15 protein-coding genes are annotated in these 17606 nt (G+C 63.4%); 5 read left to right on the top strand and 10 right to left on the bottom strand.

From position 1 onward, the window contains the following. Positions 1–40 precede the first annotated feature (40 nt). Positions 41–2224 carry a YccS family putative transporter gene (gene yccS / locus N805_RS24550; RefSeq protein ID WP_019473581.1) on the top strand — a complete coding sequence of 728 codons (2184 nt, stop codon included), beginning with the start codon at positions 41–43 and terminating at the stop codon, positions 2222–2224. A gap of 130 nt (positions 2225–2354) precedes the next feature. Here the strand turns inward: yccS and N805_RS24545 are convergent, their stop codons facing one another. Then, positions 2355–3092, bottom strand: a complete 738-nt coding sequence (locus N805_RS24545) for a substrate-binding periplasmic protein (RefSeq protein WP_019473580.1) — start codon at positions 3090–3092, stop codon at positions 2355–2357. A 153-nt stretch (positions 3093–3245) separates the two neighbouring features. Between N805_RS24545 and N805_RS24540 the strand changes: the two genes are divergently transcribed. Beyond that, positions 3246–3698 (top strand): GNAT family N-acetyltransferase, encoded by a 453-nt coding sequence (locus N805_RS24540; protein ID WP_019473579.1) that lies wholly within the window; start codon positions 3246–3248, stop codon positions 3696–3698. Between the two features lie 98 nt (positions 3699–3796). Here N805_RS24540 and N805_RS24535 read toward each other — a convergent pair whose 3' ends face one another. The 9 genes from N805_RS24535 to tkt form a co-directional block, all read right to left on the bottom strand. After that, positions 3797–4093, bottom strand: a complete 297-nt coding sequence (locus N805_RS24535) for a winged helix-turn-helix domain-containing protein (protein ID WP_003249396.1) — start codon at positions 4091–4093, stop codon at positions 3797–3799. A 12-nt stretch (positions 4094–4105) separates the two neighbouring features. Beyond that, positions 4106–4606, bottom strand: coding sequence for a M48 family metallopeptidase (locus N805_RS24530; RefSeq protein ID WP_026034674.1), 501 nt, complete (start codon positions 4604–4606; stop codon positions 4106–4108). Between the two features lie 39 nt (positions 4607–4645). Beyond that, the gene (locus N805_RS24525) at positions 4646–6778 is read right to left on the bottom strand and encodes a putative bifunctional diguanylate cyclase/phosphodiesterase (RefSeq protein WP_019473577.1); all 2133 of its coding nucleotides are present in this window, start codon (positions 6776–6778) and stop codon (positions 4646–4648) included. 212 nt (positions 6779–6990) lie between these two features. After that, positions 6991–8055 carry a class II fructose-bisphosphate aldolase gene (fba, locus tag N805_RS24520; protein WP_019473576.1) on the bottom strand — a complete coding sequence of 355 codons (1065 nt, stop codon included), beginning with the start codon at positions 8053–8055 and terminating at the stop codon, positions 6991–6993. A 100-nt stretch (positions 8056–8155) separates the two neighbouring features. Next, a complete protein-coding gene (locus N805_RS24515) occupies positions 8156–8485 on the bottom strand; it encodes an MliC family protein (RefSeq protein WP_019473575.1) in 330 nt (109 codons plus the stop codon). Positions 8486–8645: 160 nt separating this feature from the next. Further along, positions 8646–8897, bottom strand: a complete 252-nt coding sequence (locus tag N805_RS24510; protein WP_019471529.1) for a hypothetical protein — start codon at positions 8895–8897, stop codon at positions 8646–8648. After that, a complete protein-coding gene (locus N805_RS24505; protein WP_019471530.1) occupies positions 8897–10060 on the bottom strand; it encodes a phosphoglycerate kinase in 1164 nt (387 codons plus the stop codon). The genes N805_RS24510 and N805_RS24505 overlap by 1 nt, the downstream gene beginning before the upstream one ends. Before the next feature lie 12 nt (positions 10061–10072). Then, on the bottom strand, positions 10073–11134 hold the full coding sequence (gene epd, locus N805_RS24500; protein ID WP_019471531.1) for an erythrose-4-phosphate dehydrogenase: 1062 nt from the start codon (positions 11132–11134) through the stop codon (positions 10073–10075). A 189-nt stretch (positions 11135–11323) separates the two neighbouring features. Further along, a complete protein-coding gene (gene tkt / locus N805_RS24495) occupies positions 11324–13321 on the bottom strand; it encodes a transketolase (RefSeq protein ID WP_019471532.1) in 1998 nt (665 codons plus the stop codon). Positions 13322–13548: 227 nt separating this feature from the next. Here tkt and N805_RS24490 point away from each other — a divergent pair, with 227 nt between their 5' ends. From N805_RS24490 to ligB, 3 genes are all read left to right on the top strand, one after another. Then, positions 13549–14541: an ArsR/SmtB family transcription factor gene (locus tag N805_RS24490; protein ID WP_019471533.1), complete on the top strand. Its 993-nt coding sequence runs from the start codon at positions 13549–13551 to the stop codon at positions 14539–14541. A gap of 18 nt (positions 14542–14559) precedes the next feature. Next, positions 14560–15750 carry a methionine adenosyltransferase gene (metK, locus tag N805_RS24485; RefSeq protein WP_019471534.1) on the top strand — a complete coding sequence of 397 codons (1191 nt, stop codon included), beginning with the start codon at positions 14560–14562 and terminating at the stop codon, positions 15748–15750. A gap of 144 nt (positions 15751–15894) precedes the next feature. Beyond that, positions 15895–17595 (top strand): NAD-dependent DNA ligase LigB, encoded by a 1701-nt coding sequence (gene ligB / locus N805_RS24480; RefSeq protein ID WP_019471535.1) that lies wholly within the window; start codon positions 15895–15897, stop codon positions 17593–17595. Positions 17596–17606 lie beyond the last annotated feature (11 nt).

Below are 17606 nucleotides of genomic sequence, written 5' to 3'. Positions count from 1 at the left end.
TGCTGCAATGCATTCTTCGCTCACTGCCTAGCAGGCCATCATGTCATCGAGCTCGTTCCGTCAGTCACTGCGTCGCCTGTGGGGCCAAGACAAGTTCAGCTACAGCATCCGGGTCACCATCGCCCTCACCGGCAGCCTGGCCCTGTGCTGGTACCAGAACGAGATGGCCCTGCTGATTCCGCTGTTCCTCGGCATCATCGCCAGCGCCCTGGCCGAGACCGACGACAGCTGGCAGGGCCGCCTCAGCGCCCTGGCGGTTACCTTGGTGTGTTTCGCCATCGCTGCGCTGGCGGTCGAGTTGCTGTTCCCCTACCCCTGGATCTTCGCCATCGCCCTGGCTTTGGCGGCGTTCGGCCTGACCATGCTCGGCGCCTTGGGCGAGCGCTATGGTGCGATTGCCTCGGCGACATTGATCACGGCGGTGTACACCATGATCGGTGTGGACCAGCGCGGTGGCCAAGTGACGGACTTCTGGCACGAGCCGCTGCTGCTGGTGGCGGGCGCGGCCTGGTACGGGCTGCTCTCGGTACTGTGGCAGGCGCTGTTTTCCAACCAGCCGGTGCAGCAAAGCCTGGCCAAGCTGTTCTTCGAACTGGGCAGCTACCTCAAACTCAAGGCCAGCCTGTTCGAACCGATCCGCACCCTCGACGTCGAGGCCCGGCGCCTGGAGCTGGCCCAGCAGAACGGCAAGGTGGTGGCAGCGCTCAACGCTGCCAAGGAAATCATCCTGCACCGGGTGGGCAACAGCCAGCCCAATTCCAAGGTCAGCCGCTACCTCAAACTGTACTTCCTGGCCCAGGACATTCACGAGCGGGTCAGTGCCTCGCACTACCCCTACAACGGCCTGACCGAGGCGTTTTTCCACAGTGACGTGATGTTCCGCTGCCAGCGCCTGCTACGCAAGCAAGGCTCGTCCTGCCAGGAGCTGGCCCGCTCGATCCGCCTGCGCCAGCCGTTCGTGCTGGCCAGCGGTTATCCAGAAGCCCTCGAGGACCTCAACGCCTCGCTGGAGCACCTGCGCATGCAGAACAACCCGGCCTGGCGCAGCCTGCTGCGCTCGCTGCGGGCACTGGCAGCCAACCTGGCCACACTGGACCGCCTGCTGAGCGCCGCCAGCAACCCGGACAGCCTGGCCGATACCAGTGACAGCAGCCTGCTCGACCGCTCGCCACGCTCGCTGAAAGACGTGTGGAAACGCCTGCGCACCCAGCTCACGCCGACCTCGCTGTTGTTCCGTCACGCCCTGCGCCTGCCGCTCGCACTGTCGATCGGCTACGGCATGGTGCACCTGATTCACCCCACCCAGGGCTACTGGATCATCCTCACCACGCTGTTTGTGTGCCAGCCCAACTACGGTGCAACCCGGCGCAAGCTGGTGCAGCGAATTTTCGGCACCGCCGTCGGCCTGACAGTGGGCTGGGCGTTGTTCGACCTGTTCCCCAACCCGGTCATCCAGTCGCTGTTCGCCGTGGTTGCCGGGGTGGTGTTCTTCGTCAACCGTACCACCCGCTACACCCTGGCCACGGCCGCGATCACCCTGATGGTGCTGTTCTGCTTCAACCAGATCGGCGATGGCTACGGCCTGTTCCTGCCACGCCTGTTCGATACACTGGTGGGCAGCCTGATCGCCATTCTGGCGGTGTTCCTGTTCTTGCCGGACTGGCAAGGGCGACGGTTGAACAAGGCGCTGGCCAATACCCTGGCCTGCGCCAGCGTGTACCTGCGCCAGATCATGCAGCAGTATGCCCATGGCAAGCGCGACGACCTGGCCTACCGCCTGGCCCGGCGCAATGCCCATAACGCCGACGCGGCGCTGTCCACTACCTTGGCCAACATGCTGATGGAGCCGGGGCATTTCCGTAAGGAGGCTGACGTTGGCTTCCGCTTCCTGGTGCTGTCGCACACCTTGCTCAGCTACCTCTCGGGGTTGGGCGCGCACCGCGACACGGCCTTGCCGGCAGAAGTGCAGGAGCAGTTGATCGAGGGCGCCGGGCAAAGCCTGGCCAGCAGCCTGGACGAGATTGCCAACGGCCTGGCAGCACGGCTACCGGTGGCGATTCACAGCGATGCCGAAGAGGCGCTGGCCAATGCCCTGGAGCAGATGCCGGAAGAGCTGGATGAACATCAGCGGTTGGTGCAGACACAGTTGGCGTTGATTTGCCGGCAGTTGGGGCCGTTGCGGACCTTGGCGGCACACCTGATCAAGGAAGGTGCCCCGGCCTGATTTTTGGGTTGCCTGTGCTTGCCTCTTCGCGGGTAAACCCGCTCCCACAGGGATTTCACAGGGCTTGGGACATATGGATTACCTGTGGGAGCGGGTTTACCCGCGAAGAGGCCAGAACACGCGATATAGGTCAGAAGCCATGCTGACGCAACAGCCGGTCATAGCTGCCATCGGCCTTCATCGCCTCAATGGCCTGCTCGAAGCGCTCGACGATGCGTTTATGCTCCGGGTGCTTCAGGCTCACCAGGATATGCAGGGTGTTCTCCCCCAGCGGCGGCTCCACCAGCATCACCCCATCACGCACTTCCTGCGGCTCACGCTGCAGGTTGTAGCGGGCCACGTACTCGTCTTCCACCGCCAGGTTCACCCGCCCTGCCGCCAGCATGCGTACCGCCGACGAAAAGTTGCGCACCGGCACCTTGTGCAGACGGGTATCGGCGTCGAATTCCGGGGAATAGGCGTAATCACGTACCACCGCGATGCTGTAGGGGTACAAATCCGACTGGCCTTTGTAGTGGAAATTTTCGCCCGTGCGTTGCAGCAGGCGAATGCGGTTAGTCAGGTAGGCTTTGGAAAACTGCCCGATGTTGGCGCGCGAGTCGTTGTACCAGGCATTGATCAGTACGTCGTAGCGCCCCTCACCTACCCCCAGCAGCGCCCTCGCCCAAGGCGCCTCTTCATAGCCGCTGGTGTAGCCGGCACGTGCCAGTGCCGTGGTAACGATGCTGGTCGCCAGGCCGCCGCCCGGCATGTTGGCATCCGTGAACGGTGGCCAGCTGTCAGCCACCAACCGTAGCTTGTCGTGACCCGGGGCGGGTGTTGCCAGCATCATTGCCAGTAATCCCAGCACACAAAGCAGTGGCCGCATGCTCACGTCCTTTCGCTATGGAGGGCACACACTGCCGACGAGATTACACAAAGCTGTTGCAGAGGGCAGCGGCCAATAGTGTCATTTAGCCTCTATTTTGGCCGAAGCACCGACGACGTGCGATGATCGACTACCCATTCAAGGAGTTCGCCAATGTCCATCGACTGGCTCTGCAAGCACCACACCGACCTCGGCAAGGACCAGCTCTACGCCATTCTGCAATTGCGCACCGAAGTGTTTGTGGTCGAGCAGCGCTGCGCGTACCAGGAAGTCGATGGCCAGGACCTGAGCGGCGATACCGTGCACCTGATGGCCTGGCAGGACGACAAGCTGGTGGCTTATCTGCGCTTGCTCGACCCGCAGTCCCAGGGCGGGGACGTGGTTATCGGGCGGGTGGTGACCGCCCCCGAAGCGCGCGGCCTGAAGCTGGGGCACACGTTGCTGCTCAAGGGGCTGGAGGCGGCAGAGCATTGCTGGCCGGGAGTACCGGTTTACCTGTCGGCACAGGCGCACTTGCAGGGGTTTTATGCCGGCCATGGGTTTGAGGTGGTGGGCGAGGAATATCTTGAAGATGACATCCCGCACATCGGGATGCGCAAAGGCTGAAATTGCCGGGGGTGCTTTGCACCCCTTTCGCCGGCAAGCCAGCTCCCACAGGTTCCGCGCAGGCCTGGGCGATGGGCTGCACAGCAGCCCCGGAATCCTCAGGGATAGCCCAGCACTTCGCGGATCTGCCGCAAGTGGCGGATGATCCACTGCTTGTCGATCGCCCCCCAGTCATGAATGCGGTAATGCCCGGCGTGGTTGCGTGCGCCTTCCTGCTGTTCGAACTCGCAGACGATGTCCAGGTCAGCCAGCGCGGCGATGGTGTCCTGGGCCGTGCGTCGCGGCATGCCGGTAGCCTCCATCAGGGCGGGCACGCTGGTCGCGGTCTGGCTGTCGATCAGCCAGGCGACGTACAGGCGACGGTAGAAGCTGCTCTTGGTCTTGCTCACTTCCATGCTGCGTGGTCCTTAGCAGTTGCCTGGCAGCTCCCGATAGGTCAGGTAGACGCGCAGGTCGAATTCCAGTTGGTGGTAGTCCGGCTCCATATGCTGGCAGAGCTGGTAGAACGCCTTGTTGTGATCGCGCTCGCGCAGGTGCGCCAGTTCATGCACCACGATCATGCGCAAGAACTGCGGCGCAGCTTCCTTGAACAGCGAGGCAATGCGGATTTCCTTCTTCGCCTTGAGCTTGCCGCCCTGCACCCGCGACACCGCCGTGTTCAGGCCCAGGGCCCGATGGGTCAGGTCGAGACGGTTGTCGAACAGCACCTTGTCCAGGTTCGGCGCACTGCGCAGGTATTGCTGGCGCAGATCCTGGGCATAGCCGTACAGCGCCTTGTCGCTTTGCACGTCATGGCGGTCGGGGTAGCGGCGCTGCAGGTATTCGCCCAGGCGGTCGCTGTCGATCATCTGCCGCACCTGCTCTTGCAGGTGTGCAGGGTAGGCTTGCAGGTAACGTAATACGGTCATGGCGCTGCATTCGGCGTAACGAATGCCGATTCTAGCCAATCATGGCCCTGGCCAGGAGAAAATTGCCGGGAAGCCGCTGGCATCCGCAGCAGTCATTGGGTACGCCACCAGAAAACCCTGCACGTATTCGCAACCATTGGCCTTCAGCCAAGCCGCCTGGGCCGGGGTTTCCACACCCTCGGCGATCACTGTGATGCCGTAGTCGGCGCACAGGCCGATGACACTGCGGACCAAGGCTGCATCCACCGCCGAATCAGGCAAGCGCGCCACCAGGTGGCGGTCGAGCTTCAAGGTGTCGATCGGCAAGTCACGCAGCATGCGCAACGAACAGTCGCCTGCGCCAAAATCGTCCAGGGCCACCCGCACCCCCAGCTCACGCAAGCGGTGTATCTGTTTGACGGCCGCATCGATGTTATACATCAGCGAGGTTTCCGCGACTTCCACCTCCAGCTGCGCCGGGTCCAGCTGGTAAAGCTGGATCACCCGCTGCAGCTCTTCGACCAGGCCGGGCATGACGAACTGCGCGCGGCTCAGGCTGATGCCGAGCACAAGGTCTGCAGGGAAGCGTTCGTACCAGGCCTGGCGCTGGGCGGCCCCCTGGCGGTAGATCCAGCTGGCCAGGCGGTTGATCAGGCGGGCCTCTTCCAGCAACGGGATAAACAGCCCAGGCGGTACGTCGCCGACGCTGGGATGCTGCCAGCGCAACAAGGCCTCGAAGCCCCGCAGACGGCCATCAATGAACGACACCTGCGGCTGATACACCAAGGTGAAATCCTGCTGCTCGATGGCGGTGCGCACACCGTCTTCCAGCATCAGCCGCGAGCGCGCCCGGCCGTTGAGCTCCTGGTCGTAGAAACGGTACTGCTGGCGCCCGGCCTGCTTGGCGGCGTACATCGCTGCATCGGCGGCGCGCAGCAGGCCTTCCACATTGGCCCCGCAGTCCGGGAAGGTGGCGATGCCGATGCTGACCCCAAGGCACACATCCAGCCCTTCGATCTGGTGGCTGATCGAAATACGCTCAAGCAACTTCTCGGCATAGCGCCCGGCCTGTTCGGGATAGGGCAGGCTGTCGAAAAGCGCGGTGAATTCATCCCCTCCCATGCGTGCCAGCAAGGCCTCGCTGCCCAGGCAATCCTTGAGTTGCTCGCCCACCCAGCGCAGCACACGGTCACCGGTGTCGTGGCCCAACGAGTCGTTGATGCGCTTGAAGCCGTCCAGGTCCATGTACATCAATGCCTGTGCCTTGTCCGAACGCTCGTTGCGCAGCAGCGCACCTTCGGCCGCCTGGTAGAAACCACGGCGGTTGAGCAGGCCGGTAAGCGGGTCGGTCACGGCCTGGTATTCCAGCTGCTGGTGCAGGTTGCGCACCACCGACATGTCCAGCACGGTGACCACCATGGCCTGCTGGTCAGCCGGCAACGGTGCGCAGGACAACGCCACCGGCACCAGTTCGCCACCGAGGGTACGCAGCTGGGCATCATGCACGCGGAAAATACGCCGCCCCAGGTAGGCCTGGTAGAAGTCAGACTCCCCCCACACGCTGGCACTGGCGAGTTGCACCAGGTCGAGCAGGTGCACACCCTGCAACTGCTGCACCGGGGCCGCCAGCAAGCGCGAAATGGCCGGGTTGGCAAAACTGATGACGCCTTGGGCATCCACCACCAGAATGCCCTCGGCGGCGTTCTCCAGGATCGACGCATTGAACGCCCTGGCTGCCTCCAGCTCGCGGGTCAGGCGCTGCAGCATGCGCCGGTTGCGCTGCTGGTCGAGCAAGGCCTGCACTTTGGGCTTGAGAATTTGCGGGTCGAACGGTTTGAACATGTAGTCCACAGCGCCGCTGGCGTACCCTTTGAGCACGGCCGCTTCGGACTGTTCGTTGGCGGTGAGGAAGATGATCGGTGTCAGCCGGGTGCGCTGGCTGCCACGCATGAGCCGGGCGACTTCGAACCCATCCATCTCCGGCATCTGTACATCCAGCAAGACCAGGTCGACATCGTGTTCCAGCAACGCACTCAAGGCTTCCGTCCCCGAGCTTGCCGTCAACACTTGCCAATCCTGCCGGGCCAGCAACGCCCGCATGCTGATGAGGTTCTCGGGGTAGTCATCTACCACCAGAAGGACCGAGCTACCATCCAGTGGCTGTGGTTGAGCTTGAGCTTGAGCGCCATCCATGCTGCTTCTCTATTATGTGACCGACTTCAAAATACGGTTGGATCCATTATTACTCTAGTCCTGAGGTGGTAACACGCAATGCAATCAGAACGCTATCAGTGGTTCAACTGTACGGTAGCCGACTAACGGTCGGTCTGCCGGAATATGTTCCGGCTTTTTGCCACCCATAAAAAAACCCGCATCGCTGCGGGTTTTTCACTGCTGCCAGTTAATCAGTTGACCTTGGCGGCCAGCTCACCTTTCAGGTAGCGCTGGTACATGCCTTCGAGGGAGATCGGCTTGATCTTCGAGGCATTACCGGCAGTGCCGAAGGCTTCGTAACGGGCGATGCACACTTCACGCATGGCTTTGACGGTTTCACCGAAGAACTTGCGTGGGTCGAACTCGCTCGGGTTCTGCGCCATCAGGCGACGCATTGCACCGGTGGAAGCCAGACGCAGGTCGGTGTCGATGTTGACCTTGCGCACGCCGTGCTTGATGCCTTCAACGATCTCTTCGACCGGTACACCGTAGGTTTCCTTGATGTCGCCGCCATACTGGTTAATGATCGCCAGCCACTCTTGCGGGACCGAGGAAGAACCGTGCATCACCAGGTGGGTGTTGGGGATGCGCTTGTGGATTTCCTTGATGCGGTCGATGGCCAGCACGTCACCGGTAGGCGGCTTGGTGAACTTGTAGGCACCGTGGCTGGTACCGATGGCGATCGCCAGGGCGTCGACCTGGGTCTTCTTGACGAAGTCGGCCGCTTCTTCCGGGTCGGTCAGCATCTGGCTGTGGTCCAGCACGCCTTCGGCGCCGATGCCGTCTTCTTCACCGGCCATGCCGGTTTCCAGCGAACCCAGGCAGCCCAGCTCGCCTTCTACCGAAACGCCACAGGCGTGCGCCATGGCAACGGTCTGCTGAGTAACGCGGACGTTGTACTCGTAGTCGGTCGGGGTCTTGCCGTCTTCACCCAGCGAGCCGTCCATCATCACCGAGCTGAAGCCCAGCTGGATGGAGCGCTGGCAGACATCAGGGCTGGTGCCGTGGTCCTGGTGCATGCACACCGGGATGTGCGGGAATTCTTCGATGGCAGCCAGGATCAGGTGACGCAGGAACGGGGCACCCGCGTATTTGCGGGCACCGGCCGAGGCCTGGACGATCACCGGGGAGTCGGTCTTGTCAGCCGCTTCCATGATGGCGCGCATCTGCTCGAGGTTATTGACGTTGAAAGCTGGTACGCCGTAACCGAACTCGGCGGCGTGGTCCAGCATCTGGCGCATGCTAATGAGTGCCATTGTGTATCTCTCTCCCGACAAGCGTCGTTTGTTTCGTGCAAGCCTGCCGCAGGGGCGGTTGCTGTTCAAGTAGTGTGGGCCATTCACGCGGCCCGGCCAGTCACGGTGCCTTGCAGCCCCGCCCAATCAGATCGTTGGTTGCTACCCAGTACACCAGGCCTTCTTCGCCCTTGGTGTGGAAGGCCAACATGCCATCGCTGTACAGCGCGCCCGAAGCACCCGGCTCGGACTTGAGCCGGTAGACCTGGTCACCGCCGCCAAGGCGCACGTCGACCTGGTCGCGTTGTGCATCGGCGAAGCGCCACAGCACTTCGGCCTGGGTATCGCAGACCCAACGGGTCCAGTCGTCTGCCGGGGCGGGTTGCGCCGGCTGCAGCAGTGAGCATCCTGCCAGTGTCGCCAGGGCCGTTACGGCCAAAAGCGCTTTCATTCAGTTTCCTCGATTTGGGGCTGCCGTGCAGCTCTTCGCGGGCTTGCCCGCTCCCACAGAGAACGCACTGTACCTGTGGGAGCGGGCGAGCCCGCGAAGAGCTGCACAGCGGCCCCTTCTTCAAGACCACAAATCAACCTTCAGGTTGCCTCTCACCCGATCAAGGGCAACCCGGCGCCTTGCGCTGGTGGTCTTCGTCGTACTTTTCCAGGCCTTCCGGGCCCACGCGCTTGCTGATGACCGGCACGGTTTCGGCCTGCCACTCGGACTGGTAGCAACCACCCTTGGGCGGGTGCGCCGGGTCGCCATCCGAGGCCGGGCTGCCGGAGCAGGCGCTCAGCAGGCCCGCCAGTATCATCACAGGCAATTGCTTGACCATCAGGCCACTCCCTTTGCCAAGCGCCGACGTCATCAGGCCTTGGCCCGCTCTTCCAAGATTGCCACCGCTGGCAGGACCTTGCCCTCGACGAACTCGAGGAAGGCACCACCACCGGTAGAAATGTAGGAGATTTCCTTGCTGACGCCATATTTGTCGATGGCGGCCAGGGTGTCACCGCCACCGGCGATGGAGAACGCTGCGCTGTCGGCAATGGCTTTGGCCAGTACCTTGGTGCCGTTGCCGAACTGGTCGAACTCGAACACGCCAACCGGGCCGTTCCACAGGATGGTCTGCGACGACTTCAGCAGCTCGGCGAAGTTGGCTGCGGTTTGCGGGCCGATGTCCAGGATCATGTCGTCAGCAGCAACGTCGGCAATGGCCTTGACGGTGGCTTCGGCAGTTTCGGCGAACTCCTTGGCAACCACTACGTCGACTGGCAGCGGCACGCTGACCTTGGCGGCGATGGCCTTGGCGGTGTCGACCAGGTCAGGCTCGTACAGCGACTTGCCCACCGGGTGGCCAGCAGCGGCCAGGAAGGTGTTGGCAATACCACCACCAACGATCAGCTGGTCGCACACACTGCTCAGGCTGTTCAGCACATCCAGCTTGGTGGACACCTTGGAGCCGGCAACGATGGCCGCCATTGGCTTGGCCGGGGCTTTCAGCGCCTTGCCCAGGGCATCCAGCTCAGCCGCCAGCAGCGGGCCGGCAGCGGCAACCTTGGCGAACTTGGCCACACCGTGGGTCGAACCTTCGGCGCGGTGAGCGGTGCCGAAAGCGTCCATGACGAACACATCGCACAGGGCAGCGTACTTCTGCGCCAGCTCGTCGGCGTTCTTTTTCTCGCCCTTGTTGAAGCGCACGTTCTCGAACAGCACCAGCTCACCGGCCTGAACCGCGACACCGTCCAGGTAGTCGGCAACCAGCGGCACATCACGGCCCAGGGCCTTGCTCAGGTAGTCGGCAACCGGCTTGAGGCTGTTCTCGGCAGAGAATTCGCCTTCGGTCGGGCGGCCCAGGTGCGAGCAGACCATTACCGCCGCGCCCTTCTCCAGCGCCAGCTTGATGGTCGGCAGCGCTGCCAGGATACGCGCGTCGCTGGTTACCACACCGTCCTTCACAGGCACGTTGAGGTCTTCGCGGATCAGTACGCGCTTACCTTGCAGGTCGAGGTCGGTCATCTTCAACACGGTCATGAATGCAGTCCTTCAGGGCTGTTTGTTGCGGGTTGGGTGAACGACGTGCAGAAAGTGTTCGGCAACGTCGAGCATACGGTTGGCAAAACCCCATTCGTTGTCGAACCAGGCCAGCAGGTTCACCAGCCGGGGGCCGGAAACGCGGGTCTGGCTGGCATCGACAATCGCCGAATGCGGGTCATGGTTGAAATCACAGCTGGCGTGCGGCAGCTCGGTGTAGGCCAGCAAGCCTTTCAGCGGGCCTTCCAGCGCAGCCTCGCGCAACACCCGGTTGACCTCGGCCGCGCTGGTGTCGCGGGCGGTCTGCAGGGTGATGTCCAGGCACGAGACATTGACGGTCGGTACACGTACCGCTTTGGCCTGGATTCGCCCGGCAAGTTCCGGGAGCAGGCGCTCGATGCCACGTGCCAGACCAGTGGACACCGGGATCACCGACTGAAAGGCCGAACGCGTGCGGCGCAGGTCTTCGTGGTGGTAGGCGTCGATTACCGGCTGGTCGTTCATCGCCGAGTGGATGGTGGTGATCTGCACGTATTCGATGCCGAACGCCTGGTCCAGTACACGCAGCAGCGGCACGCCACAGTTGGTGGTGCACGAGGCATTGGACACCAGGCGCTCGCTGCCGGTCAGGCAGGCCTGGTTGATGCCGTAAACCACCGTGGCGTCAACATCGGCCTCGCTGGCCATGGGCTGCGAGAACAGCACCCTGGGTGCACCGGCGTCGAGGAAGCGCTGGCCATCGGCACGAGTGTTGTAAGCACCGGAGCACTCCAGCACCAAGTCGATGTCCAGCGCAGCCCAGTCGATGCCTTCGGGGGTGGCACTGCGCATTACCTTCACGCAGTCGCCATTGATATGCAGACAGTCACCATCGACCCTCACCTCGCCGGGGAAACGCCCGTGAGTGGAGTCGAAGCGTGTCAGGTACTCAAGGCTGGCCTGGTCGGCCAGGTCGTTCAGCGCGACGATCTCGAAACCCGCCTTTGCCCCCCGCTCGAACAGCGCGCGCAGGACACAGCGGCCGATGCGGCCATAACCGTTGAGTGCAACTTTGTAGGGACGCGGGTGGGGCATTCGTTGGCTCGCTAACGCATGATGGCTTTTGGGGCCGCGTTGCGGCCATCGCGACACAAGGCCGCTCCTACAGATACCGCGGCAACATCGGGGTTGCGTGGTACCTGTAGGAGCGGCCTTGCGTCGCGATGGAGGGCGAAGCCCTCCCCTTGCACGACCTGGAGGGCGTCACTGCCCTCCATTGTTACATCAGTCTTCCAGCAGCTCTTCGGCAGTACCGAGGATGTTATCCAGGGTGAAGCCGAACTCTTCGAACAGTGCAGAGGCCGGGGCCGACTCACCGTAGGTGGTCATGCCAATGATACGACCTTCCAGGCCGACGTACTTGTACCAGAAGTCGGCGTGGGCAGCTTCGATGGCGATGCGCGCACCCACTTCCAACGGCAGCACGGACTGCTTGTAGGCAGCGTCCTGCGCGTCGAACACGCTGGTGCTCGGCATCGACACGACACGCACCTTGCGGCCTTGCTCGGTCAGTTTGTCGAAGGCCTGAACGGCCAGGCCCACTTCGGAACCGGTGGCGATCAGGATCAGCTCAGGCTCGCCAGCGCTGTCCTTGAGCACGTAGCCGCCACGGGCGATGTCGGCGATCTGCGCATCGCTGCGCACCTGATGCTGCAGGTTCTGACGCGAGAAGATCAGCGCCGACGGGCCGTCCTTGCGCTCCAGGGCGTGCTTCCAGGACACGGCGGATTCCACCGCGTCGGCCGGGCGCCAGGTGTCCAGGTTCGGCGTGCTGCGCAGGCTGGCCAGCTGCTCGATCGGCTGGTGAGTCGGGCCGTCTTCGCCCAGGCCGATGGAATCGTGGGTGTAGACGTGGATCACGCGCTGCTTCATCAGGGCAGACATGCGCACGGCGTTGCGGGCGTATTCCATGAACATCAGGAAAGTCGCGCCGTAAGGCACCAGGCCGCCGTGCAAGGCAACGCCGTTCATGATCGCGGTCATGCCAAACTCGCGCACGCCGTAGTACATGTAGTTGCCATTGGCATCTTCATGGCTGACGCCCTTGCAACCTTTCCACAGGGTCAGGTTGGAGCCGGCCAGGTCGGCCGAGCCGCCCAGCAGTTCCGGCAGCAGCGGGCCGAAGGCGTTCAGGGTGTTCTGGCTGGCCTTGCGGCTGGCAATGGTCTCGCCCTTGGCCGCGACTTCAGCAATATAGGCAGCGGCTTTTTCTGCGAAGTCGGCTGGCAGCTCACCGTTCAGGCGGCGCTTGAGCTCGCTGGCCAGCTCCGGGAAGGCAGCGGCATAGGCGTCGAAACGCTGGTTCCATTCGGCTTCGGCCTTGGCGCCGGCTTGCTTGGCATCCCACTCGGCGTAGATGTCGGCAGGGACTTCGAACGGACCGTGGTTCCAGTTCAGTTCCTTGCGCGCCAGGGCGATTTCGTCGTTACCCAGCGGGGCACCGTGGCAGTCTTCCTTGCCCTGCTTGTTCGGCGAACCGAAACCGATGATGGTCTTGCAGCAGATCAGGGTCGGACGGTCGCTCTTGCGGGCGGTGTCGATGGCGGTACGGATCTCGTCGGCGTCGTGGCCATTGACGTTGCGGATCACCAGCCAGTTGTAGGACTCGAAACGCTTCGGCGTGTCGTCGGTGAACCAACCTTCCACTTCACCGTCGATGGAAATGCCGTTGTCGTCATAGAAGGCAACCAGCTTGTTCAGGCCCAGGGTGCCGGCCAGCGAGGCGACTTCATGGGAGATGCCTTCCATCATGCAGCCGTCGCCCAGGAACACGTAGGTGTTGTGGTCGACGACGTTGTGGCCTTCACGGTTGAACTGGGCACCCAGTACTTTCTCCGCCAGGGCAAAGCCCACGGCGTTGGCCAGGCCTTGGCCCAGCGGGCCGGTGGTGGTCTCGACACCCGGGGTGTAGCCGAACTCCGGGTGGCCCGGGGTACGGCTGTGCAGCTGGCGGAACGATTTGAGGTCATCGATGGTGACGTCGTAGCCGGTCAGGTGCAGCAGCGAGTAGATCAGCATCGAGCCGTGGCCGTTGGACAGCACGAAGCGGTCACGGTCGGCAAAGCTCGGGTTGCTCGGGTTGTGCTTCAGATAGTCGCGCCAGAGCACTTCGGCGATATCCGCCATGCCCATCGGGGCACCTGGGTGGCCGCTGTTGGCCTTTTGCACGGCATCCATGCTGAGGGCACGAATGGCGTTGGCACGTTCACGACGGCTGGGCATCGCTGATCTCCTGGGGTCTTGAATAGGTGGTGTTACGAAAAAGGCGGCCATTTTCGCCCACTGGGGGGCTTTGGGGCAATGACGTATGGTCGCAGTCGGGGGATTTTCCTGTGATTGGCATTCAATTCGGGGCAAAACCGGGTTACCCGCCCCGCCCATCACCCAATATCAAAACTTTTTGATATTGGCCTTGCTAGGGCATCGATGCCTGTCTAGACTGCCGCCCCATGAACCTGCGCGCGCAATCGATCCCCGAGCAACGTGAAGCATTGGCAGCCCTGTGCAAAGCCAGTGGCGACGCGCTGCGCCTGAACGTATTGCGCGCCCTGGCCAACGACTCGTTCGGCGTGCTGGAGCTGGCGCAGATCTTCGACATCGGCCAGTCGGGCATGAGCCACCACCTGAAGGTGCTGGCCCAGGCCGAGCTGGTGGCAACTCGCCGCGAAGGTAACGCCATCTTCTATCGCCGCGCACTGCCCGACAGCCTGCGCCTGGGTGGTCGGCTGCATGCGGCGCTGCTCGAAGAAGTCGACGACCTGGCCCTGCCGCCGGCCGTGCAGGCGCGGATCGCCCAGGTGCAACAACGCCGCGCGGCCACAAGCCAGGACTTCTTCCTGCGCGTGGAAGAGAAGTTTCGCGCCCAGCAAGACCTGATCGCCGGCCTGCCGCAGTACCGCGAAAGCCTGCTGGCGCTGCTCGACAAACTGCATTTCGACCCGGCCGCCAGCGCCCTGGAGGTCGGCCCCGGTGACGGCGGCTTCCTCCCCGACCTGGCCCGGCGCTTCGCCCAGGTCACCGCCCTGGACAACAGCCCGACCATGCTCGAACTGGCGCGCCAGGTGTGCCAGCGCGAGGGGCTCGACAACGTGAACCTGCAGTTGGCCGATGCACTGGGTGCAACGGATGTGGCCGCCGACTGCGTTGTGCTGAACATGGTGCTGCACCATTTCAGCGACCCGGCCCTGGCCTTGAGCCAGTTGGCCAAACGGGTGAAGGCAGGCGGCAGCCTGCTGGTCACCGAATTGTGCAGCCATGACCAGGGGTGGGCGCGGGACGCCTGCGGCGACCTGTGGCTTGGCTTTGAACAGGACGACCTGGCCCGCTGGGCCAACGCTGCCGGGCTGGCCCATGGGGACAGCCTGTACGTGGGCTTGCGTAACGGTTTCCAGATCCAGGTCCGCCACTTCCAGCGGACGGCTGGCGACATACACCATCGGTAAATTTCAGGAACCTTCGAGATGAGCGAATACTCCCTTTTCACCTCCGAGTCCGTGTCCGAAGGGCATCCGGACAAGATCGCCGACCAGATTTCGGACGCCGTCCTTGATGCCATCATCGCCCAGGACAAATACGCCCGCGTAGCGTGCGAAACCCTGGTCAAGACCGGTGTCGCCATCATCGCCGGCGAAGTCAGCACCTCGGCCTGGGTCGACCTGGAAGACCTGGTGCGCAAGGTGATCATCGACATCGGCTACAACAGCTCCGACGTCGGCTTCGACGGCGCCACCTGCGCCGTGATGAACATCATCGGCAAGCAGTCGGTGGACATCGCCCAGGGCGTGGACCGCTCCAAGCCAGAAGACCAGGGCGCCGGTGACCAGGGCCTGATGTTCGGCTATGCCAGCAACGAAACCGAAGTACTGATGCCGGCACCAATCTGCTTCTCGCACCGTCTGGTCGAGCGCCAGGCCGAAGCGCGCAAGTCCGGCCTGCTGCCGTGGCTGCGCCCGGATGCCAAGTCGCAGGTCACCTGCCGCTACGAAAACGGCAAGGTGGTCGGTATCGACGCGGTGGTATTGTCGACCCAGCACAACCCGGAAGTTTCGCAGAAAGACCTGCAAGAAGCCGTGATGGAGCTGATCGTCAAGCACACCCTGCCTGCCGAGCTGCTGCACAAGGGCACCCAGTACCACATCAACCCGACCGGCAACTTCATCATCGGTGGCCCGGTGGGTGACTGTGGCCTGACCGGCCGCAAGATCATCGTTGACTCCTACGGCGGCATGGCCCGCCACGGTGGTGGTGCGTTCTCCGGCAAGGACCCGTCCAAGGTCGACCGCTCCGCCGCCTATGCCGGCCGCTACGTAGCCAAGAACATCGTTGCCGCCGGCCTGGCCGAGCGTTGCGAGATCCAGGTGTCGTACGCCATTGGCGTGGCCCAGCCGACCTCCATTTCGATCAACACCTTCGGTACCGGCAAGGTCTCCGACGACAAGATCATCCAGCTGGTGCGCGAGTGCTTCGACCTGCGTCCGTACGCGATTACCACCATGCTTGACCTGCTGCACCCGATGTACCAGGAAACCGCTGCTTACGGCCACTTCGGCCGCACCCCGCAGCAGAAGACTGTCGGCGACGACACCTTCACCACCTTCACCTGGGAGCGCACCGACCGCGCCCAGTCGTTGCGTGACGCTGCCGGCCTGTAAGTTTCCTACAGCACCAGGCGAAAGCCCCTGCCGAGGAATCGGCAGGGGCTTTTTTGTGACATATCGGCTGACAATCGCGCGGCGGCAAGCGCCTGCGAACCTGCCTAGGCTTGGGGACCCACCCGCCATGCAAGGATGCTGGCCATGCCGTACCAGCTGCTGCTTGTCCTGCTGTTTGCGCTACACACCCCTCTGGCCAGCGCCACCTCATGCCCCGACTGGAAGCCGCAACAGGCAGAGGCCGAAGTTGCGCAACTGCGCGCCACGCTTGCCCGATGGGACGAGCACTACCATCGCCAGGGGCTTGCCCTGGTCGCCGATGAACTGTACGACCAAAGCCGCGAGCGCCTGAATCACCTGCAGCAATGCTTCGCGGTTGGCAGCAGCCCCTCCCCCCTGACCAGCGCTCGCGGCCCGGTCCCCCACCCGGTGCCGCATACCGGCGTCGACAAGCTGGCAGACCGCCAGGCCGTGGGGCGATGGCTCACCGGCAAGACCGGCGTGTGGGTACAGCCCAAGGTCGACGGTGTTGCAGTTTCCCTCACTTATCAGCGGGGCCGATTGGTACAGCTGACCAGCCGGGGTGACGGGGTACACGGCCATGACTGGAGCCGACACATCCCACAACTCGGCGCAATCACCCGACAATTGTCCACGCCGGTTGACCTGCACTTGCAAGGTGAACTGTATCTGCGCCTGACCGAACACGTACAAGCCCAGGCAGGCAGCGCCAACGCCCGCGGCACCGTAGCCGGGCTGCTCGCACGCAAGCAAATGACCGCCGAGCAAGGGAACACTATCGGCCTGTTCGTGTGGGGCTGGCCGCAAGGCCCTGACCAACAGGCCGAACGCCTCGCACAACTGGAACAACTGGGTTTCCCCGACAGCCAACGTTACAGCATCGCCATCGACACGCTGGAAGATGCAGCCCACTGGCGCGAGCACTGGTATCGCTCTCCCCTGCCCTTCGCCACCGACGGCGTGATCCTGCGCCAGGGCAGCCGGCCGCCCGCCGAGCGCTGGCAAGCCAAGGCGCCGTACTGGATCGCAGCCTGGAAATACCCTTATGTGCAAGCCTTGGCCGAAGTACGCGACGTGCGCTTTCGGGTTGGCCGCACCGGCAAGGTCACGCCCGTTGTGCATGTGCAGCCGGTAACCCTCGACGACAGGCGCATTACCCAGGTAAGCCTTGGCTCGCTGGCGCGCTGGCAAGCCCTGGATATCGGCCCCGGCGACCAGGTGGCCATCAGCCTTGCCGGGCTGACCATTCCACGGCTCGATCACGTCGCGCACCGCGCTGTCGAGCGCCAAACCCTGGCCGCGCCTGCTCCCGAGCAGCATCACGCGCACAGCTGCTGGCAGGCCAGCGAGGCCTGTGAGGAACAATTCATTGCCCGGCTCACCTGGCTTGGCGGGAAACACGGCCTGGCCTTGCCGCGCACCGGGCCCGGGACATGGCGCCGGCTGGTCGAAGCTGGCCTGGTAACGTCAATGACCGATTGGCTGCATCTCGATGCCGAGCGCCTGCAGCAGGTCCCCGGCATAAGCAGCCTGGCGGCGGCACAGCTGCTGGGCAGTTTCGACCAAGCGCGCTCACGCCCCTTCGATCAGTGGCTGCGCGGCATTGGCGCGCCCGTCGGCAAGCATCTACAACTGACGGGTGACTGGCCAGAGCTGGCTTCGCGCAGTACCGGGCAATGGCAAACCGTGCCCGGCATCGGCACAAAACGCTCGCGCCAACTTGTGGATTTCTTCGCGGCCCCTGAGGTGCAAGCCATTGCTGCACGGTTGGCGAAAACCGGCATAGAGGGGTTCCCCGCTACGCCCCAGCGCATTGAGCAATGATTTTTTACCAT

The sequence above is a fragment of the Pseudomonas putida S13.1.2 genome (assembly GCF_000498395.2).
Lineage (GTDB): Bacteria > Pseudomonadota > Gammaproteobacteria > Pseudomonadales > Pseudomonadaceae > Aquipseudomonas > Aquipseudomonas putida_Q.
Note: the sequence above shows the minus strand (reverse complement) of the source record. Positions and strands in the feature narration are given on the sequence as shown.

What these genes read in the sequence shown, in the direction of transcription:
- yccS (WP_019473581.1), top strand. Translation starts at nt 41, where the DNA reads ATGTCATCGAGCTCGTTCCGTCAGTCACTGCGTCGCCTGTGGGGCCAA.
- N805_RS24545 (WP_019473580.1), bottom strand. Translation starts at nt 3,092, where the DNA reads ATGCGGCCACTGCTTTGTGTGCTGGGATTACTGGCAATGATGCTGGCA.
- N805_RS24540 (WP_019473579.1), top strand. Translation starts at nt 3,246, where the DNA reads ATGTCCATCGACTGGCTCTGCAAGCACCACACCGACCTCGGCAAGGAC.
- N805_RS24535 (WP_003249396.1), bottom strand. Translation starts at nt 4,093, where the DNA reads ATGGAAGTGAGCAAGACCAAGAGCAGCTTCTACCGTCGCCTGTACGTC.
- N805_RS24530 (WP_026034674.1), bottom strand. Translation starts at nt 4,606, where the DNA reads ATGACCGTATTACGTTACCTGCAAGCCTACCCTGCACACCTGCAAGAG.
- N805_RS24525 (WP_019473577.1), bottom strand. Translation starts at nt 6,778, where the DNA reads ATGGATGGCGCTCAAGCTCAAGCTCAACCACAGCCACTGGATGGTAGC.
- fba (WP_019473576.1), bottom strand. Translation starts at nt 8,055, where the DNA reads ATGGCACTCATTAGCATGCGCCAGATGCTGGACCACGCCGCCGAGTTC.
- N805_RS24515 (WP_019473575.1), bottom strand. Translation starts at nt 8,485, where the DNA reads ATGAAAGCGCTTTTGGCCGTAACGGCCCTGGCGACACTGGCAGGATGC.
- N805_RS24510 (WP_019471529.1), bottom strand. Translation starts at nt 8,897, where the DNA reads ATGACGTCGGCGCTTGGCAAAGGGAGTGGCCTGATGGTCAAGCAATTG.
- N805_RS24505 (WP_019471530.1), bottom strand. Translation starts at nt 10,060, where the DNA reads ATGACCGTGTTGAAGATGACCGACCTCGACCTGCAAGGTAAGCGCGTA.
- epd (WP_019471531.1), bottom strand. Translation starts at nt 11,134, where the DNA reads ATGCCCCACCCGCGTCCCTACAAAGTTGCACTCAACGGTTATGGCCGC.
- tkt (WP_019471532.1), bottom strand. Translation starts at nt 13,321, where the DNA reads ATGCCCAGCCGTCGTGAACGTGCCAACGCCATTCGTGCCCTCAGCATG.
- N805_RS24490 (WP_019471533.1), top strand. Translation starts at nt 13,549, where the DNA reads ATGAACCTGCGCGCGCAATCGATCCCCGAGCAACGTGAAGCATTGGCA.
- metK (WP_019471534.1), top strand. Translation starts at nt 14,560, where the DNA reads ATGAGCGAATACTCCCTTTTCACCTCCGAGTCCGTGTCCGAAGGGCAT.
- ligB (WP_019471535.1), top strand. Translation starts at nt 15,895, where the DNA reads ATGCCGTACCAGCTGCTGCTTGTCCTGCTGTTTGCGCTACACACCCCT.